This window comes from Shewanella sp. GD04112 (genome assembly GCF_029835735.1).
Classification (GTDB): domain Bacteria; phylum Pseudomonadota; class Gammaproteobacteria; order Enterobacterales; family Shewanellaceae; genus Shewanella.
Genome location: NZ_JAOEAL010000001.1, coordinates 3,286,598 through 3,305,013 on the forward strand (window position 1 = coordinate 3,286,598; position 18,416 = coordinate 3,305,013).

Genomic DNA, 18,416 nt, shown 5'->3' on the forward strand with positions numbered 1-18,416 from the left:
TAACACTTGCCTTAGACCAAGACTAAGAGCTTCATCTCCAACCATTTATTATGAGAGATAACGCTTAATGAACTTGCGCGGCATAATCCTCAAGCATGGCCTTAAGCTGCCATCGCCAGTCACGCCACAGCTCGGGGCAAAGGGTTAATGCCATATTTTGTCCAGTTAAGCACTGGCGTACTCTACCGCTATTTAACGCGCTGTAACTGGGTCTTGGTGCCAGTTTATTGCCTTTCTCAAGCGCTTTTGCCGCATAACTTAGGCTATCTATGGCGCTAATCGGCACGGCTTTATCTAATAACTTCAGTGCCAAGGCTTGGCGCTGGATTTCGAGGGCAAATTCATACCAACTGCATTGCCCCTGCCCGGCATAATGGAATAATCCAGTTCCGCAACCGACGTTTAACGGACTCGCTATCAACTGCCAAATAAGATGTGCGAGCGCATCTGCCCATGTTGGCGAACCTATTTGGTCGTTTATCACGGTAAGTGGCTGAGCATCTGGCGCAGCAGCCATCAACCTCAGCATGGTTTTCACAAAATTATGTCCATCGACACCGTAGAGCCATGCGGTGCGAATAACCACCGCGCGCTCAGCCAAAATACGCAGCACCGCTTGCTCCCCCGCGAGTTTACTCTGGCCGTAGACAGATAAGGGCGCAGGCGTGGCGTTTTCAGTTAACCCGCCTTCAGTTAAGCCGCTTTCAATTAAGCCACTTTCAATTAAGCCACTGCGGGTTATCCCGCACTGATTTAATGCCTGTGAAGCTACCTCCGCTTGCTCGCCGCTAAAGACATAATCGCTGGAGAGATGCACCAAACGCGCGTCCGTAAGCGCACATTCGCTTGCCAATAACTCTGGCCCTAGGCTATTGACACGATAAGCCTCATCGGCCGCCGTTTCCGCCCTATCGACCGCATTGTAGGCGGCGCAGTTGATCACCCACTCAGGGTTAAAGCGGGCAAAGGCAGCGGCAACACTTTGTTTATCACCGATATCTAACTGGGCATGGCTTAGCGCGTGCACACGAAAGACGCGGCCATCTAATCTATATGCCGCCTTGGCAAGCGTTCGTAATAGAGCCTTAGCGAGTTGGCTATCAGCGCCAGTTAACAATACTGTTGTTGTCGATTCTGGCTCGCCATTAGGCGCATGCATCGCCTTTATATTCTTTTGCATTCTTAACGCTGGCGCCTCAAGCGATATCGTCGCTAAACAGCGGCACTAAATCGGCAACGCTTTTATGCCCCCGCTGAACTAAGAAGTTAAGCAGCGCCATCGGCGAGCGGTTGAGCAGCTTATCTTTCGGATAATCAACCGCTTCAATAATACTTAAGGCACGGTCAAACCCGCCGAGACTAAAAGCCACATGGGAATCCGACCCCATCACTAAGGTGGCCCCCAATTCTTTTGCCGCTTTGGCAATCGCGGTACAGTTAGCTTCGCTGCCCTTGCGAGAGACTTCAAAGGAGGAATTATTGATTTCAAGCGCCACACCATATTCGGCAGCAGCTGCGGCTACAGCTTCAATATCAATGGGATAAGCAGGATTACCCGGGTGGGTAATAATATCGACCTTGCCGCTTTTAATGGCATTAATCATCGCCTCGGTATGGGTGGCCTTATCCGAAGGCGGAAATACTGGTTCATGGAACCCTGCCAACACAATATCGAGCTGCGACAAATAATCGCCAAAGTAATCGATTTCACCCTCGCGGTTTTTAATATTGGCTTCGATGCCGCGTAAAATTCCCACGCCATCGACCATACGCGGGAGCACACGTAAATTCACAAAATGCCAAAAATGCGGTGCATCCGCCATCGCCGGACCATGGTCGGTAGTGGCAAACAGACGGATCCCCTTTTGCTTCGCCACCGCCAAATAATCGTGGATAGTGCTATAGGCATGGGTAGATGCCACGGTATGAGTATGGGTATCGACTGGGTACTGCATGGGTCACCTCTGTATTGTACTAGTGTTCTGACTATTGTGATCTGTATGCGCTAACCATTAGTCGGTTAACGTCCCTTAGGCTCAGCTAGTGGAATAGCGAGAGCAATTCATCGGCACTGCCCTGCCACGCGCCTTTGCCTTTTCCTTCGAGAATGCTATCCGCTAAACCTTGCTTATGCTGCTGCATTTCTTGGATTTTCTCTTCCACCGTGCCTTCGGCAATCAGCTTGTAGACGAACACGGGATTTTCTTGGCCAATGCGGTGCGCCCTGTCCGTCGCTTGCTTTTCTGCAGCCGGATTCCACCAAGGATCGTAGTGGATAACCGTATCCGCCGCGGTAAGATTAAGCCCAGTGCCCCCCGCCTTTAAGCTGATTAAAAATACTGGCGTATCGCCTTCTTGGAACTTATCAATTTGCCCCTGACGCAGCCGAGTTTGCCCCGTCAGTTTGCTGTAGTCGATGTCGAGGGATTGCAGCAATTCCTCAATTAACAGCAACATACTGGTAAATTGGCTGAAGATTAAAATCTTGCGACCTTCCTGCACCATTTCTGGCAGGTTTTGGTTGAGCCAGTTTAGCTTGGCATTATTCTTAACCTTTTGCGCCTGTTCGAGTTTGACTAATCGCGGATCGCAGCAGGCTTGGCGCAATTTGAGCAAGGCATCTAAAAACTCGATATGGCTGCCCGCCACGCCTTGGCTTGCAAACAATTCTCGAATTTTTTTCTCCATACTCAGGCGAATACTTTCGTATAGATTACGCTGATCTTTCTCAAGCTCTAGGGTTTGATGGATCTCGGTTTTAGGCGGCAGCTCAGTCACCACCTCGGCTTTGGTTCGCCTTAACACAAAGGGGGCGATACGTTGACTCAACACCTTCGCCTGCTCGCCATCGCCATAACGCTCAATCCGATAGCGAAACGCCTTATTGAAATAGGCCGTTGTACCCAGGAGTCCCGGTAAACAAAAATCCATCAATGACTTGAGTTCACCTAAATGATTCTCAAGGGGCGTGCCGGTAAGGCAGAGTCTAAATGGCGCTTGCAACGCCTTAATTTGCTGGCTCACTTTGGCTTGTGCGTTTTTAATCTGCTGCGCCTCATCGAGTACAATATGTTCAAATGGCTGAGCTTGGTAATAATCGTAATCCCGCACCATAAGGGGATAGGTAGTGACGACAACATCAAACTCGCTTAATCGCGATAACAACGGGCCACGCTGGGCACCATGGATCACCGCCAAAGTTAACGATGGCGCAAACTTGGCCGCCTCCTTCGCCCAGTTCCCCACTAAACTGGTTGGGCAAATAATCAGGCTCGGCAATTTTGGCTGCCCTGCTAATTTAGCCTCCTGCTGCTTTAACAGAAATGCCAAGGTTTGAATGGTTTTCCCAAGCCCCATATCGTCGGCTAAGATGCCACCGAGTTGGTATTCCTTTAAAAAACAAAGCCAATTTAGGCCCTGCTGCTGATAAGCCCGCAGCTGTGCATTCAGTCCTGTCGGCGCGCTGACCGCAACCACACCATTAAATTCGGCTAACTTTGTCGCGAGCTGACGCACCCTTTCACCATTGAGCAGACTAATCTCGCTTTCGGCTAATTCATTGAGTAAATGCGCACGGTACTTAGGTAAGGCGATACTGTGGCCGCGATGCTGCTCAAACAACTCTTGAATAATGCTCATTAATGGCTTGATAACACTGGCTTTAATTTTAAGCCATTCGCCAGAGGGACTAGGTAGCAATAACTCGGCATCATCGGCGGGCTCGCCATGTTGTTTTAACCAAGCGGCCACCAGCGGCAACATAGGCAAGCGTTGGCCATTGATATCGGCATGCAACGACAGGGAGAACCAGCCTTCTTGGCTGTCATCCAGCTCAACCGTTAACGGCGTATCGACCACCTTAAGGCTAAACTCTGGGGCAAATCGCACCTCTATGCCTTGAGTTTGTAATCTTGGGACTTCTTCATCGATAAACGCTAGCCATTCCCGAATCGCATCGGGCAAGTGACCTAAGCTCCAGAGGGAAGCCCCATTTGCGGCGCCCTCCAAGGAGAAGCGGCTAAAGCCAAGGGTTTGCAGTTTGGACACGGCTTGCTGCTCTTCTTCAAGCGCGCGGTTAATTTGATAGGTGGTGCCGCCTTGAGTCACTAGGGTTAATGCTTCTTTAGCGGCATTGCCACTTAAGATGAGATCCCCGTAGACAAACTCCAGCGCCAGATACGGCTGGGCAATACCAGTCCCCATTGCAGCTGACTGAGTGCTGCCAGGTGGCATTGTGCCTGCGGGGACAACCTTAAGCGTCAAACGAAGCTGTAACTGATCTCTTAGCTCGACAAAATCGATCGCACTTGGCGGCGGCACAGTACGCGCCGAAAAATGCTTGATCAGTCGATGGCTCACCAGTTCAACCTGAGTGCTCGGCACAGGCGGCATTTGGCTAAGTAGCCGCAGCTTATCGACGCTAATGTCGGTATCGATAGCGCCAATATGAAAATAATCCAGCTCGATATAGTAAGGCGGCTCTGTCGGCACGAGTTCCCAGTTATCCCGCTCGGGTAATACAAGGCGCATTTGCTTGTGCTCGCTGTCGATATCTTGCCAGAGAAATTGCGGTGTAATGGCCTCGCCCGCGGTTAATGCGAGGCGGCTCTCCTCCCAGAAGCAGCGTTCGGTGGCGAGCATTTTCTCAATCGCTACCGCCCCTAGCTGCGCCTTAAGATACAGGCGCGATGCGCCGTGGCGTCTGGTTGACATGATAAGATTTAAGATCAGCACATCCTCGGCGCCAATCCAAGCGGGCATATAATATTGCACGTCCGAGAGCGCAATCTTAGTGCCCTTGTTGTAACCGCCCTTCTTGCCAAGCTTGCCGCGCCTAAGCTCGATAAACACCCCGTTATCGTCCTTTGAAAGGATATACAGCACCCTGTCATCGTAGAGGGATTCGACATCATTCACATTGGGGTCATCGGCTTCATCGAGTAGGTGTAACCACTGGGCGATACGTTGATCTTCAACGGTTTTGTCCGTAAGCAGACTGTAGAGCACCGCGGCCATATGCTTGCAGTTGCCGCTGGCGGGGCAGGAACAAAAGCCATTCATCACTAGCTTATGATTGACACTGACCAGACGAATATCCTGACGATAGGGCGTGGTTTCCGTGCCCGTGACTGTGCCTTCGATATGGCGAAAATCGGCATTGGCTTTCGCGCTTAACACCCTCCCCTGCATCACATAATCACGGGCGCGCATCAGTGTCGGCGGCGTGAATAAGGACTCAATAGCCGTTTGAGTCAATTGGATTGGCTCTTGGGGGGACAAGCGATTCATCTGCAAAACCTTGAAACTCAAAAATACCTCGACGGACAATAAACCATGATTGTCTAAGGCATTTATCAACGTGTAAGGGAGAATTGTATTGAAACCGAATGGGGAAAGCCAGAATAGGACTCACATACGAGAGCCGGATAACATACCCGCAGGGATCACCTGCGGGTCGTTAGCTTACGCAAGCTTAGGCTTGGCTGCGTTTTTCGGCGATATAACGGTCAACTAATTTTTCTAGAATATCTAAGGGGACGGCACCATTTTTCAGCACTACATCGTGAAAATCCCGTAAATCGAATTTATCACCTAGGGCTTGTTTGGCTTTTTCCCGCAGCTCGAGAATTTTCATCATACCCACCTTATAGGCCGTCGCTTGGCCGGGCATAACGATATAACGCTCGATTTCTGCGGTCACGTCGCGGTCGGACATACCGGTGTTTTGTTTCATATAGTCAATGGCTTGCTCACGTGTCCAGCGGCTGTGGTGAATTCCCGTATCGACAACCAGACGCACGGCCCGAAACAGCTCCGCCTGTAAGCGACCGATATTGTCGAAGGGATCTTGCTGAAAACCGAGTTCCCAGGCTAAACGTTCAGAATAGAGTGCCCAACCTTCGATATAGGCCGTAAAAGGCGCCATCTTGCGGATCAGCGGTTGCCCTTCTAACTCCATCGCCACCGCGATTTGGAAGTGATGCCCAGGGATCCCCTCATGGTAAGCCAAAGTACGCATGCCGTATTTAGGCGTTGCTTTGATGTCGAACAGGTTGGCGTAGAAACGTCCCGGACGACTACCGTCAATCGCCGGCTGCTGATAATAAGCGCCCGGTGCTGTTTTCTCTTTAAATTCAGGAATGCGCACCACTTCCATTCCCGCTTTCGGGCGAATACGGAAGGCATTGTCTAAGCCCGCATTCACTTCATCGAGGATTTTTTGGTAATCCACTAAGATCTGCGCCCGGCCCGCATCTGAGTCTTCATAATAGAATTTTGGATCGGCGGCCAGCGCTTCGATTGCCACCGAGAATCCTTGGCTGGTGTCGTATCCCTGTGCGGCCAAAATCGTCATGATTTCGTCCTGAATACGGCTCACCTCGGCTAATCCCTTGGCATGGATTTCATCGGCGCTGTAATTGGTGGTAGTAAAAAACTTCAGTAACTGCTCGTAGGCCACATCACCATTCGGCAAAGCCCAGTAGCCATCGTCCGTGCCCGCTTTGGCTTGTAACGCCGTGAAGTAATCGATAAAGAGTCGATATGCCGGTTTAACGTCGGACTCAATATTGGCTTTTGCCTGCGCCAGCAAACGCGCCTGTTCATCGGCACTGATTTGCGTGTCGGCGAGCTTAGTCTTAAAGGAGCTGTAGAGAATATTGTCTTCGACGGGCGCGTTAATGAAGTCATTCATCTCGGTTAGCACCCGCTCAATCACAAACTTTGGCGGAATAATGCCCTTAGCCTCTCGAAGCTTTAGTCCTTCTATGGTTTGGCCAAATTTAGTCTTCACCGCAATTAAGCGTGATAGGTAGTTTTCGGCATCTTCAACCGAGTGAACTTGGTGCTGCGCCTGCATAAAGCTTGGATAACCATTTTGCACACCAAACAGCTGATTTACTGGATAATTGTGATAACGATAGGGTTCAGATGCCAAGGCAAAATCCGCCAGATACAGTGCGATGTCCTTCGAAATGCGCTGATTATCATCCAGATCGGTATCTTGGTAGCTGAGTAAGGTATCCCTTAAGGCACGGACTTGGGTAAAGGTTTTATCCATGGCCGCAGGGCTATCATCGTCGAGCAAGGCATTGTGACCAGTGATGCCAACGGATTCTAAAAATCCCAAGGAGGTTAAGGTCTCTGGGCTTTCGAATGCCATTTTGACCATGCTTCTATCTAAAAATGCACGGAAGAAAAAAGGCTTTTTCGCAAACCATTCATGGGCGGCGAGCGCCCCGAGCAACAGCACTATGGCGAGTGTGCCAAGTCCAATTCGTTTTAATACCGTTTTCAATATTCACGCTCCACTGGTCGTTATTATCAGCATCAATGGGACAATATCCCGAGCGAAAACAATACCACCACCAAGAATTAACAACAATTTAATAAAGTAACGAAAGATGACAACAAACCCATTCTCCGCGAGAAGATTAAAAGCGATTTTATTGCCACAATGAGTCTGGCTAATAAATTATTTTCACTTAGGACTTATGGATGCCGAAAACTGCTATCCTCATGAATACGTAAAGTAAAAATATTTATTTTTTCAATAACTTTTCATAAAAACTCAAATATGAAAGCCCTTATTAAAAATAAAGCTATACAAAAAGTCAGCGTATGTTATTCTGCGTCCTGGCCTGTGAGTCAGACCTATTTATAAGCAATATTATGTTTTTGAAAACCTTCGCTGTATCCTGCAATTTGTTTGCTGTCATGAAGCTTTCCACTCATAACTTATCATCGATGTAAATAATTCTATTTCTGGCTAAAGTCCCGCATTGTTGCGAATTATTTTTGATAAAAATTTGGAGACATTCATGTCTAAAACTACTGGTATAGTAAAATGGTTTAACGAAGACAAAGGTTTTGGTTTTATTTCCCCTGATAACGGTGGCGCTGACGCATTCGTTCACTTCCGCGCAATCGTATCTGAAGGCTTTAAAACTTTAGCCGAAGGCCAAAAGGTTTCTTACGAAGTCGAACAAGGCCAGAAAGGTCCTCAAGCTGCGAACGTTGTTGTTCTGTAATTAAACTCCCGTAAGGGATTAATTAACAACAAGTTTACAGACAAAAATGCCGACTCAGTGTCGGCATTTTTTATTGGTGTCTTTTGGGGATTCTCGTTTTTTTACCTAGTCGTAAACTCTACTAGGGCGTGTTGACGTTTCGAGATTAAATTTTGTTCGTTCTGGCAAGCACGTGCTCGCGAAACGAGGAATGATGTGTAGTTATTCTACTCAAATGACGAGTGACAAAGAGCAAGGGCTTGCCAGACGACCCCTTCGGGCAGCATTTGGCTGGCTTTTTTGCTGCGTTATCGTCCGTTTATGTAGAATAACTACACTGCACGGACTTTGCCTTGCATAAAAGCCAGCCACATTGCTGCAAAAATAACCCTGAAACGTCAGCACGCCCTAGCCATGTAATAATTTCGCTTCCGCTTTTTCTAATCTTCTAGGTTTACCCACAATCAGTAAAATATCACCGGCGCGAAAGACCCAATCCTGCTCAGGATGTTCAACTTCGGCGCCGCTGCGGCGGATGGCTCTTAACTCTACCCGAAGCAATTCCCAATCAATATCGGCAACTTGCTTGCCCACGGCATCCGCGCCGCGGTGTAACAACACGGCGTGCAGCGACTCTAAGGTAAAGTCGGTTTCGGTACCCGAAAAGAAACCGTGTAAAAATTGATAATGATTGCGCCGCTCCGACTCCAGTCGCTTGAGGATCCGCGCCAGCGGCACACCACATTGATGCAGCACCTGCGAGACCAACATCAAACTGCCCTCGAGGGATTCGGGGATCACCTGATTCGCCCCCGCCTTTTGCAGCATATCTAATTCACTGTCATCGCGGGTTCTGACCAGTATTTTGGCGTCGGGCGCCAACTGCTTACACAGGGGTAAGGCTTCTTCTAAACTGCGGGTCTCACAGAAGGTAATCACGATCATTTTGGCGTGTTTAATCCCCACTTGCTTAAGGATCGCCCGCTTGCACACATCGCCAAAATAAATCGGCTCCCCCGCACGGCGCGCCTCGGACACCCGCGTGGGGTCAAGATCGAGCACTAAATAGGGCACGGCTTCTGTCTTTAAAAACCGGGCTATGGTTTGACCAACCCGGCCGTAACCTAAAATCAGCACCAGATCGTGATCCTCGGTAATAATAGGCACCACTTCATCCACATGCCCAGACTGGCGGATCCCCAACAGCCACTTGGCAATATCCACGCTATGGCGCACCAACCAAGGAGCAATACTCATAGACAATACCGCGACCATCACCAACATAGTGCTGGTCTCGTTACTCAATAGCCCATAACTTACCGCAAGGGCTAACACCACAAAACTGAATTCACCAACCTGCGCCAGACTCAAGGCCGTGCTGATGGCAATCCGAAAAGGCTCTCCAACCAGCCGCAATAAGCCATGGATAATCAGCGCCTTGCCAACGACTACCGCCAGCAGAATAAGTAAAATCTGCCACCAAAATTGAATAACGAGCGCGAAATCGAGCATCATGCCGATGGAGATAAAGAACAGCCCCATGAGTAAATCGCGAAACGGCCGAATATCCGCCTCAAGCTGGCGGCGGTACTGACTCTCGCCAAGTAGCATTCCCGCCATAAAGGCCCCTAGCGCCATAGACAAGCCTAACCACTGGGTAAAAGCCCCCGTGACTAAGGCCACCACCAGCGTCGAGAGTACAAAGAGTTCATTGGAGCGGGATCTTGCCACCTCATCAAACAGTCGAGGTAAGGCCCATTTGCCTAAGGCCATCAGCAAGAAGAAAGCAAGAATCCCCTTCAGCAGCGCCAAGGCGATTGCCGCTAACATCAAGGGCTCATCATTCTGCCCAAGCAATGGCAGTAAAATAAGCAGAGGAACGACGGCTAAATCCTGAAATAACAACACACTGACCGACAGCTCACCATGGCGGCGCCTTAGCCAGCCCTGCTCGTTAAGTAGCTTGAGTACAATCGCGGTGGAAGAAAGTGCAATCGCCGCGCCGATGACGAGGGATTCTACGCCATTCAAGCCACAGGCTAAGGCAATCAGCATAGTCAACACTGTGGTCACCACCACCTGCGCGCTACCTAATCCAAATACGGTTCTGCGCATGGCCCAAAGCCGAGGGACCGAAAACTCGAGTCCCAGTGTAAACATCAAGAGCACGACCCCTAGCTCGGCGACGGACTGCATTTGCTGCTGGGTAAACCAATGGAACCCACTGGGCCCACTCACCACACCAGTTAACAAATACGCCAAAATCGCTGGCAAGCCGATACGCCGCAGCAAGGCAATCGCGACGATCGCAATCACTAGCATCAGCAGTATCTGGATTAAGAAACCATGCTCCATAGGCGAAATAACTCCTGTCAAATAACTGGCGTGTCAAAAATATGGGAGTGCGCTTTAAGCTTAACTGATTGACATACAAAGACAAATTTTATTAGCAAACAATGCGGCACACATATTGCTTAATAGGGGTAAGAGTTCCAATCGCCATTTCATTTGCTGGGGTAATCATAATGGACTTTGGCTTAGCGACAACCTTATATCCTGATGAATATAACTATCAAACAGAGGCATACAGTCCAGCTTCTACGCCATTGGATTTAGTGCAAGTGATCCAACAGCTGCACGCGAGTTTAGATCCGCGGACAGTCTTTGCCTGCTACGGCAAAGTGCTAGGACAACATCTGCCCGTCCAAGGTGTTCGCCTGCAAGCCGAACAACAAAAATTAAGTTGGGGCAAACGTTATGGGATCAGTCTTAAACGACAGATCATCTGTGGCGGCACCCCACTGACACTGCAGTATCAACTGCTGACGCCGCTCACGCCTTCGCAAACCATTATCCTGCAAGAGATTGAGCCCTTGCTGCTGCAGCCATTATTAAATGCCATGCAGTATCAAGAGATGTCGATGCAGGCGATGTTCGATTCCCTAACAGGCCTTGGCAATCGTCATTATTACACTCAAAGTTTGAAAAACGCGGTAGCCAGAGCCCACAGAAAACAGGGCGCGGTGTCACTTATCGTATTGGATTTGGATAATTTTAAGCAACTTAACGATAGATATGGTCACAAATGCGGTGATTATATTTTGAAAGAGTTTGGAGACATTATCCGCAGCAGTATCCGCAGTACCGATCAAGCCTTCCGTATTGGGGGCGACGAGTTTGTGGTGATAGTACAAGGTAATATTCATGCGGCGGGATTACTGTGCGAACGTATCGTCACAGCGACTAATGCCCATGCGAGTTTCCATCAATTTGGCGTGAGCAGTAGCTTGGGAGCCGCTGAGGCGAGCGACACCATGGAAGCTGAACAACTCTATGAGCAAGCAGATAAAACCTTGTATCAAGCCAAAGCCTCGGGCCGTAATTGCTACAAGTTAAGCCCAACCCAACTGTCTTAATCGAGCATGGATGCTGCTCACTGGCGATAAAGCATGGCAAATAGACTTTGCTATCCGATTGCCTGCCCATCAAACTTAAGCCCGACGTCATCCCCTTGGGCACAAAATGCCTTTTCAACCCAGAGTCCCAGCGCCATCACTAAACGCTCGTTATAGAACAAGAACCCCACCTCAGCACGTAACCATGGCGGCACAGCGCATTCTTGCCAGAGTTTTTTTAGCTCGCGTCCCTTATCGCGAAAATGCGGCTGACAGCGAAATTGTCCCGGCAGCTGATAGCGCAGGCTCACCACCTCATCCGCATTGGGTAATCGCAGCCGAGGACCTTTGGTCGCGAAGGTAAATGGCGCAATGTTATCTTCAACCATTGTTGATGCTTGAGTCAGTAAAGCCAGAATATCTTGATGCAGCTCGCGCGCAGTGATTCGCGGCGTGGCGGATGCAGTGCTTAGCGTATCCAGATAAAGCATGCCAGCGAAGCGGCGCAGCACACAGTCACCAATCTGGAGCTGCACTTTGGCATCCTCTTTTGCCCCCATTAACTGCTGCAGAATTTGCTGTAGCTGCACATAGGAAGGCAATGCAAAGCCTTGGGATTCGATAAAGCCCCGCAGCAGTAATCCTTGCCATTCGCTAGTTTGCGTAGAGAGCCCATCAAGCTTAAGCACGGTTTGCTGGGTAAAGGGCGCCTCGGTTAACAGCTTAGGTAAACGCTCACTCACCTCGGTGTCCACTATGGCCTGCTGCTCGGCGCAAAGCTGGGCGCTGCGACTTGCGGTGGTGGCGATACTGGGCCAACGTGCTTTTAGGCGTGGGATAATCTCAAGGCGTAAAAAGTTACGATCGTATTTATCGTCTTGATTACTTTCATCTTCGATATGCACTAACTGCTGCGTTTGGGCGAAAGCTTCAATCTGCTCACGGCTAATATCGAGCAAGGGACGCGCTTGCAGACAAGCCCCCTTCTCTCCGAGTGAGAGCATTTGGATTTGTCCCATGGCGGCTAATCCTTTGGGGCCCTGACCGCGTTTGAGGGCGAGGAGAATCGTCTCGAGTTGATCGTCTTCATGGTGGGCGGTCAGCAGCACATCCTGAGGCTTAAGGTGCTGCAATATCGCCTGATAACGCATTTTTCGCGCCTCGGCTTCAACACTCACTCTCGGCCCTAGGGTGAGTTGCACCCGCTCTACCGTGATTGGCAAACCATAGCTGGCGGCGCGAGTTTGGCAGTGATCGGCCCAAGCATCGGCATTAGGGCTCAAGCCATGGTGCACATAAATCAATTGATAATGTAACTCGGGGTGATGTTTGGCGAATTCACTCAAACCGTAGGCGAGCACTTCGGAATCGACGCCGCCGCTGTAAGCAAGGACTAACTTGCTCCCCGCTTGCAGAGGTAAGCTCGCTAAAAATCGCGCTATATGGGCACTCAGTTCCACCGCCGCCATTCGACTCACCCTATAAAATCCATCGCTCGCTGATGCTAATTATCCCCTGCCAACCCCAAGTCTTTGTCAGCTTATCAATTAGGGGAACAGGATCCGTACTTTATTTGGCCCAAGCAGGCTCTCAAGGGCAAACACCAATTCATCGCTGGGATTGACTCGCCAATGTTCCGCCAACCTAAATTGGCCCTTGGCCTGCGCTTGACTGTAGTTAATCACCACAGGCACGGCACCGTTGCGCCACGGGCTTATCGATTGCTCGATACTTTCGAGCACGCTTGGATTTAACTGCGATGCGTCTAGATCGATTTCTAAGGCGCTGGCAAAGTGGCTGCGCGCCTCGCTGATATCGATAATATTGCGCGCCGTCATGCGGTTGCCACCGGCAAAATCATCGAAGCTGACTTCACCTTCGCAGATCAGGATCCTGTCCTTCTCGAGCAGATGGTTAAACTTCTCAAAGGCTTCGGTAAAGAGCATCACCTCGAGGCGCGCACTCTTGTCATCTAAGGTCAACAGACCCATTTTCGAGCCACGCTTAGTGAGCATCACCCGGGTTGCGACCACAAGGCCAGCAGCCTTCACGGTTTTGCCGCGATCGGTTGGATGCACGTCCTTTAAGCGCCCAGAAGTGTAATGCTTAAGTTCTTTAAGGTATTGATTAATCGGGTGACCAGTTAAATATAGACCTAAGGTCTCGCGCTCCCCTTCGAGCCAAATTTTATCCGGCCACGGAGTGCATTCGACAAACTGCTGCTTGCTGTCTTCAGGGTCGCTATTAAGCAGACCAAACATATCATGCTGGCCGATGGCCTCGGCCTTAGCGTGCTGATCGGCGGCGCTTATTGCCTCTGGCAAGGTGGCCATCATAGAGGCGCGGTGCGGCCCAAGCGCATCTAAGGCGCCGGCGCAGATAAGCTTTTCAATCACCCGCTTGTTGAGCTTTTTAAGATCGATACGGGCGCAAAAGTCGAATAAATCTTTAAAGGGGCCGTCCTTACGCGCCTCTAAAATCGACTCAACCGGCCCCTCACCCACACCTTTGATGGCGCCTATGCCGTAGACGATACGCAGATCATCATCGACGGTAAACTTAAACAGACCTTTGTTCACATCCGGCGGAATAATGGTGAGTCCCATGCGCTCACATTCATCCACTAGGGTGACGATTTTGTCTGTGTTGTCCATATCGGCGGACATTACCGCCGCCATAAACTGCGAGGGAAAGTGAGTCTTGAGCCACAGGGTTTGATAGGACACGAGGGCGTACGCGGCGGAGTGGGATTTGTTAAAGCCGTAGCCCGCAAACTTTTCCACTAAGTCGAAGATCTTCATCGCCAACTCGCCGTCAACGCCGTTCTTAATCGCTCCTTCTTTAAAGGTACCGCGCTGTTTGGCCATCTCCTCGGGCTTTTTCTTACCCATAGCACGGCGCAGCATGTCCGCGCCGCCTAAGGTATAACCCGATAGTACCTGCGCAATCTGCATCACCTGCTCTTGGTACAAAATAATGCCGTAGGTGGGCGACAGCAGCTCCTTTAAGGATTCATGCTGGTATTGAGAATCGGGATAAGAGACCTCTTCACGGCCGTGCTTACGCTCGATAAAGTTATCCACCATGCCCGATTGCAGAGGCCCCGGACGGAACAGTGCCACGAGTGCGATCATATCTTCGAAGCAGTCGGGTTGCAGACGCTTAATCAAATCCTTCATACCACGGGATTCGAGCTGGAATACCGCAGTGGTTTCATAGCGTTGCAGCAAGCGGAACGAAGCTGGATCGTCGAGGGGAATCGCCTCAATTCGCACAGGTGGACGGCCGTTTTTAACCTCCACCTTGTTGATCATCTCCAGCGCCCAGTCGACGATGGTGAGGGTTCTTAACCCTAAGAAGTCGAATTTGACTAAGCCGGCGGTTTCCACGTCGTTCTTATCGAACTGTGTTACCGGGTTTTTACCTTCGGCGTCGCAGTAAAGCGGCGAGAAGTCGGTGATCTTGGTGGGCGCAATCACCACGCCCCCCGCGTGCTTACCGGCGTTACGGGTCACACCCTCGAGCTTACGGCACATGTCGATAAGATCTTTCACATCCTCATCGGCATCGTAGGACTCCTGCAGCGCAGGCTCGACTTCAAAGGCCTTGGCGAGTGTCATGCCAGGCTCTGGCGGAATCAACTTAGAAATACGGTCCACAAAGCCATAGGGATGGCCAAGCACACGACCCACGTCGCGGATAACAGCCTTGGCCGCCATGGTGCCGAAGGTAATGATCTGCGATACCGCCTCACGGCCGTAGAGTTCGGCCACGTGGTCAATCACCTCATCGCGTCTATCCATACAGAAGTCGACGTCGAAGTCGGGCATAGATACCCGCTCTGGGTTGAGGAAACGTTCGAACAGCAGGTCGAATTCGAGGGGGTCTAAGTCAGTAATCTTAAGGGCATAGGCCACAAGCGAGCCCGCGCCCGAACCACGGCCTGGCCCCACGGGGATGCCGTTATCCTTACCCCACTGGATAAACTCCATTACGATAAGGAAGTAACCGGGGAAGCCCATCTGGTTGATAACCTTAAGCTCAACATCGAGACGCTCGTCATATTCACCGCGGCGCTCGGCGCGCACTTGTGGTTCGGGGAATAAGAACTCTAAACGCTCTTCAAGCCCCTTCTTAGAGCAATCAACCAGATAATCCTCAATCGACATATCGCCGGTGGGGAAGTTAGGTAAGAAGTATTCGTATAAGCGGATGGTAACGTTGCAGCGCTTGGCAATTTCAACGGTATTTTCAAGCGCGGCAGGAATGTCGGCAAACAGCTCGCACATTTCCTCTTCGCTACGAAGATACTGCTGCTCACTGTATTTTTTAGGACGGCGGGGATCGGCGAGCGTAAAACCATCGTGAATCGCCACACGGATCTCATGGGACTCAAAGTCTTCAGGTTTTAAAAACACCACCTGATTGGTGGCCACCACAGGGATGCCCTTTTCCTGCGCCAGTCCCACCGCCATATGCAGGTAACGCTCCTCATCGGTGCGCCCCGTACGCAATAACTCGAGGTAATAACGCCCTTCAAAATGCTGCTGATAAAACTCGCATAAGGACTCAACTTGAGTATTGTTGCCCTTAAGCAGCGCCTTACCTACGTCCCCTTCTCGACCACCAGACAGCAGTAAAATGCCTTCGTTGTAGGTGACCAGCCACTCTTGGTCAATCACCACGCGCCCTTGAACATGGCCACGTAAATAGGCTTGGCTGATGATTTGAGTAAGGTTTTGATAGCCATCATTATTCATCGCAATAATGGTTAAGGCACAAAACTCACCATCAAACCCCGGCACTTGCATCCAAAAGTCCGCGCCGATAATCGGCTTGATCCCCGCCCCATGGCAACCACCATAAAACTTCACCAGACCACAGAGGTTGTTTTGATCCGTTAAGGCCACCGCGGCCATGCCCTTCGCCTCAACTTGGGCGAGGATGGGTTTTACCTTAGCCACACCATCGGACATAGAGAAGTCACTGTGGACACGAAGATGCACAAAACGAGGATCGGACATAATTAGAATTATCTTTGAATAGCAGGTTAACAATCACTAAAAAAGCAGACTAACAAAGTCACAGCCCTTGGGCTAGTGACTTTGCTCTCAAGCTGAAGTGAAAACACCCAATCGGTGTTAACGCTCCAGTAATGCCTTGACGGGTTTGAAACTTTTACGATATTGGTCGAACACGCCGTGCTCGGCGATGGCGTCAAAATGCGCCTTAGTCGGATACCCCTTATGCTTAGCAAATCCATACTGGGGATAGGCCGCATCGAGGGCATCCATTTCCCGATCGCGGGTCACTTTGGCAATAATTGACGCCGCACTGATACTCGCAATCAGGCCATCACCTTTGACTATGCTATGACTTGTCAGAGATAGCCCCTGGTGCGTAAACGCCGGGCTGCGATTTCCATCGACTAAAACTAACTCGGGCGCACGTGTAAGCCCCGCTACCGCGCGCTGCATCGCAAGCATTGTGGCATGAAGAATATTCAGCTCATCGATTTCCGCTGGACTGGCCCGCCCCACATGATAACTCAAGGCTTTTTCACAAATCTCATCGAACAAGGCCTCGCGGCGCTTCTCGCTGAGTTTTTTAGAGTCATTTAAGCCAGCAATGGGACGATTGGGATCGAGGATCACCGCAGCGGTGACCACATCGCCCACCAGCGGGCCACGGCCGACTTCATCCACGCCCGCCACTAAACCTGTTGAGAAGGTGGCGATATCGGCGTCGGTCAACGTCTTAAATACCGCCATTAGTTCACATCCTTAGCATCGACGAGCGCTAACACTGCCTCGGCCGCTTTTTGGCTGGCATCGCAGCGCAGCATTTGGTGCAAACGCTCAAATTCGGCTTTGATTGGCGCAAAGTCACGGTTCAGCTCAACGCCAACCGCTTCGGCAATCTTCTCTGGGGTGCAATCGTGCTGGATAAGCTCTGGCACCACATCTCGCCCCGCTAACAGATTCGGCAGGGAGAAACGGTTCACTTGCATCATGGTTTTCGCTATCTGATAGGTCAGCGGACTCACGCGATACGCCACCACCATAGGACGTTTGATCAGCATGGCCTCAAGTGTTGCCGTGCCCGACGCCAGTAAAATGCCATCGGCGGCGGCCATCACTTCGCGTGATTTGCCTTCCACCATGTGGATTTCCAGATCCGGCGCATGCGCTTTTAATGCTTGCTCAAACTGCTCACGGCGCTTTTGATTCACTAAAGGCGTCACAAAGCGAATATCGGGAAATTGCTGCTTGATAAGTAGCGCAGCCTTCACAAAAGGCTCGGCCAATTGCTTTAATTCGCCGCCACGTGAGCCGGGTAAAATCGCAAGGTATTCGGCATCAGGATCGAGCTCAAGCAACTGACGGGCGCTCGCCTTATCACTCTCTAACGGAATATCATCGGCCAAGGTATGGCCAACAAAGGTACAAGGCACCTGATGCTTATCGTAAAAGGCCTTCTCAAAGGGCAATAACGACAGCACCATATTGGTGGCCTTAGCGATTTTAAAAATACGCTTAGGGCGCCATGCCCATACCGAAGGGCTGACGTAGTGAACTGTTTTAATCCCCTGCGTCTTTAACTTAAGCTCAAGACCAATATTAAAATCCGGTGCATCGATACCGATAAAACAATCGGGCTTAAGTTCGGTGATGGACTTAATCAGGGATGAGCGCACATGGAGTAAGCGTGGCAGACGTGATAGCACTTCGACTATCCCCATCACGGCTAACTCTTCCATCGCGAACAGAGATTCGAAGCCTAGGGCTTCCATTCGAGGTCCACCAATACCGACAAAACGGGCGTTGGGGTGTGTTTTTTGTAGTGCGGCCATTAAACCTGCACCTAAAATATCGCCGGAGAGTTCTCCGGCGACCATTGCAAACACTAATTGAGATTTTTTGCTCATAAACCAATCATATCTGACAAGTGAATGGCACCGCAGCGCATCTCTGCCATGGCATTGTCTAAAGCAGAATAGTACGAGCAGTGC

The 18,416-nt window shown here is 50.5% G+C and carries 11 protein-coding genes; 2 read left to right on the plus strand and 9 right to left on the minus strand.

The window, feature by feature from the left end:
- Window positions 1-64: 64 nt before the first annotated feature.
- From N7386_RS14615 to N7386_RS14630, 4 genes are all read right to left on the minus strand, one after another.
- Window positions 65-1,180, minus strand: coding sequence for an NAD(P)-dependent oxidoreductase (locus N7386_RS14615; RefSeq protein ID WP_279769334.1), 1,116 nt, complete (start codon window positions 1,178-1,180; stop codon window positions 65-67).
- Between the two features lie 16 nt (window positions 1,181-1,196).
- Window positions 1,197-1,955 carry a phosphatase gene (locus N7386_RS14620; RefSeq protein ID WP_089067425.1) on the minus strand — a complete coding sequence of 253 codons (759 nt, stop codon included), beginning with the start codon at window positions 1,953-1,955 and terminating at the stop codon, window positions 1,197-1,199.
- A gap of 85 nt (window positions 1,956-2,040) precedes the next feature.
- Window positions 2,041-5,289 (minus strand): SNF2-related protein, encoded by a 3,249-nt coding sequence (locus N7386_RS14625; RefSeq protein ID WP_089067424.1) that lies wholly within the window; start codon window positions 5,287-5,289, stop codon window positions 2,041-2,043.
- A 184-nt stretch (window positions 5,290-5,473) separates the two neighbouring features.
- Window positions 5,474-7,297: a DUF885 domain-containing protein gene (locus N7386_RS14630; RefSeq protein ID WP_089067423.1), complete on the minus strand. Its 1,824-nt coding sequence runs from the start codon at window positions 7,295-7,297 to the stop codon at window positions 5,474-5,476.
- Between the two features lie 523 nt (window positions 7,298-7,820).
- Here N7386_RS14630 and N7386_RS14635 point away from each other — a divergent pair.
- Complete coding sequence (locus N7386_RS14635; protein ID WP_011623374.1) at window positions 7,821-8,030, plus strand: cold-shock protein; 210 nt, start codon at window positions 7,821-7,823, stop codon at window positions 8,028-8,030.
- Window positions 8,031-8,417: 387 nt separating this feature from the next.
- Here N7386_RS14635 and N7386_RS14640 read toward each other — a convergent pair whose 3' ends face one another.
- Window positions 8,418-10,364, minus strand: coding sequence for a monovalent cation:proton antiporter family protein (locus N7386_RS14640; protein ID WP_248966876.1), 1,947 nt, complete (start codon window positions 10,362-10,364; stop codon window positions 8,418-8,420).
- A 170-nt stretch (window positions 10,365-10,534) separates the two neighbouring features.
- On the opposite strand from N7386_RS14640, the gene N7386_RS14645 reads away from it, so the two are divergent.
- Window positions 10,535-11,425 (plus strand): GGDEF domain-containing protein, encoded by an 891-nt coding sequence (locus N7386_RS14645; protein WP_086902381.1) that lies wholly within the window; start codon window positions 10,535-10,537, stop codon window positions 11,423-11,425.
- A 50-nt stretch (window positions 11,426-11,475) separates the two neighbouring features.
- Here N7386_RS14645 and tilS read toward each other — a convergent pair whose 3' ends face one another.
- From tilS to lpxB, 4 genes are all read right to left on the minus strand, one after another.
- Window positions 11,476-12,873, minus strand: a complete 1,398-nt coding sequence (tilS, locus tag N7386_RS14650) for a tRNA lysidine(34) synthetase TilS (protein ID WP_279769343.1) — start codon at window positions 12,871-12,873, stop codon at window positions 11,476-11,478.
- Window positions 12,874-12,951: 78 nt separating this feature from the next.
- Window positions 12,952-16,428, minus strand: coding sequence for a DNA polymerase III subunit alpha (gene dnaE, locus N7386_RS14655; RefSeq protein ID WP_279769346.1), 3,477 nt, complete (start codon window positions 16,426-16,428; stop codon window positions 12,952-12,954).
- A gap of 117 nt (window positions 16,429-16,545) precedes the next feature.
- Complete coding sequence (gene rnhB, locus N7386_RS14660) at window positions 16,546-17,175, minus strand: ribonuclease HII (protein ID WP_279769348.1); 630 nt, start codon at window positions 17,173-17,175, stop codon at window positions 16,546-16,548.
- Window positions 17,175-18,332 carry a lipid-A-disaccharide synthase gene (gene lpxB / locus N7386_RS14665; RefSeq protein WP_279769350.1) on the minus strand — a complete coding sequence of 386 codons (1,158 nt, stop codon included), beginning with the start codon at window positions 18,330-18,332 and terminating at the stop codon, window positions 17,175-17,177. The genes rnhB and lpxB overlap by 1 nt, the downstream gene beginning before the upstream one ends.
- Between the last annotated feature and the right edge of the window lie 84 nt (window positions 18,333-18,416).

Coding starts and splice junctions, on each gene's coding strand:
- lpxB (WP_279769350.1), bottom strand. CDS start 18,332: ATGAGCAAAAAATCTCAATTAGTGTTTGCAATGGTCGCCGGAGAACTC.
- N7386_RS14645 (WP_086902381.1), top strand. CDS start 10,535: ATGGACTTTGGCTTAGCGACAACCTTATATCCTGATGAATATAACTAT.
- N7386_RS14635 (WP_011623374.1), top strand. CDS start 7,821: ATGTCTAAAACTACTGGTATAGTAAAATGGTTTAACGAAGACAAAGGT.
- N7386_RS14615 (WP_279769334.1), bottom strand. CDS start 1,180: ATGCAAAAGAATATAAAGGCGATGCATGCGCCTAATGGCGAGCCAGAA.
- N7386_RS14640 (WP_248966876.1), bottom strand. CDS start 10,364: ATGGAGCATGGTTTCTTAATCCAGATACTGCTGATGCTAGTGATTGCG.
- tilS (WP_279769343.1), bottom strand. CDS start 12,873: ATGGCGGCGGTGGAACTGAGTGCCCATATAGCGCGATTTTTAGCGAGC.
- rnhB (WP_279769348.1), bottom strand. CDS start 17,175: ATGGCGGTATTTAAGACGTTGACCGACGCCGATATCGCCACCTTCTCA.
- N7386_RS14625 (WP_089067424.1), bottom strand. CDS start 5,289: ATGAATCGCTTGTCCCCCCAAGAGCCAATCCAATTGACTCAAACGGCT.
- dnaE (WP_279769346.1), bottom strand. CDS start 16,428: ATGTCCGATCCTCGTTTTGTGCATCTTCGTGTCCACAGTGACTTCTCT.
- N7386_RS14620 (WP_089067425.1), bottom strand. CDS start 1,955: ATGCAGTACCCAGTCGATACCCATACTCATACCGTGGCATCTACCCAT.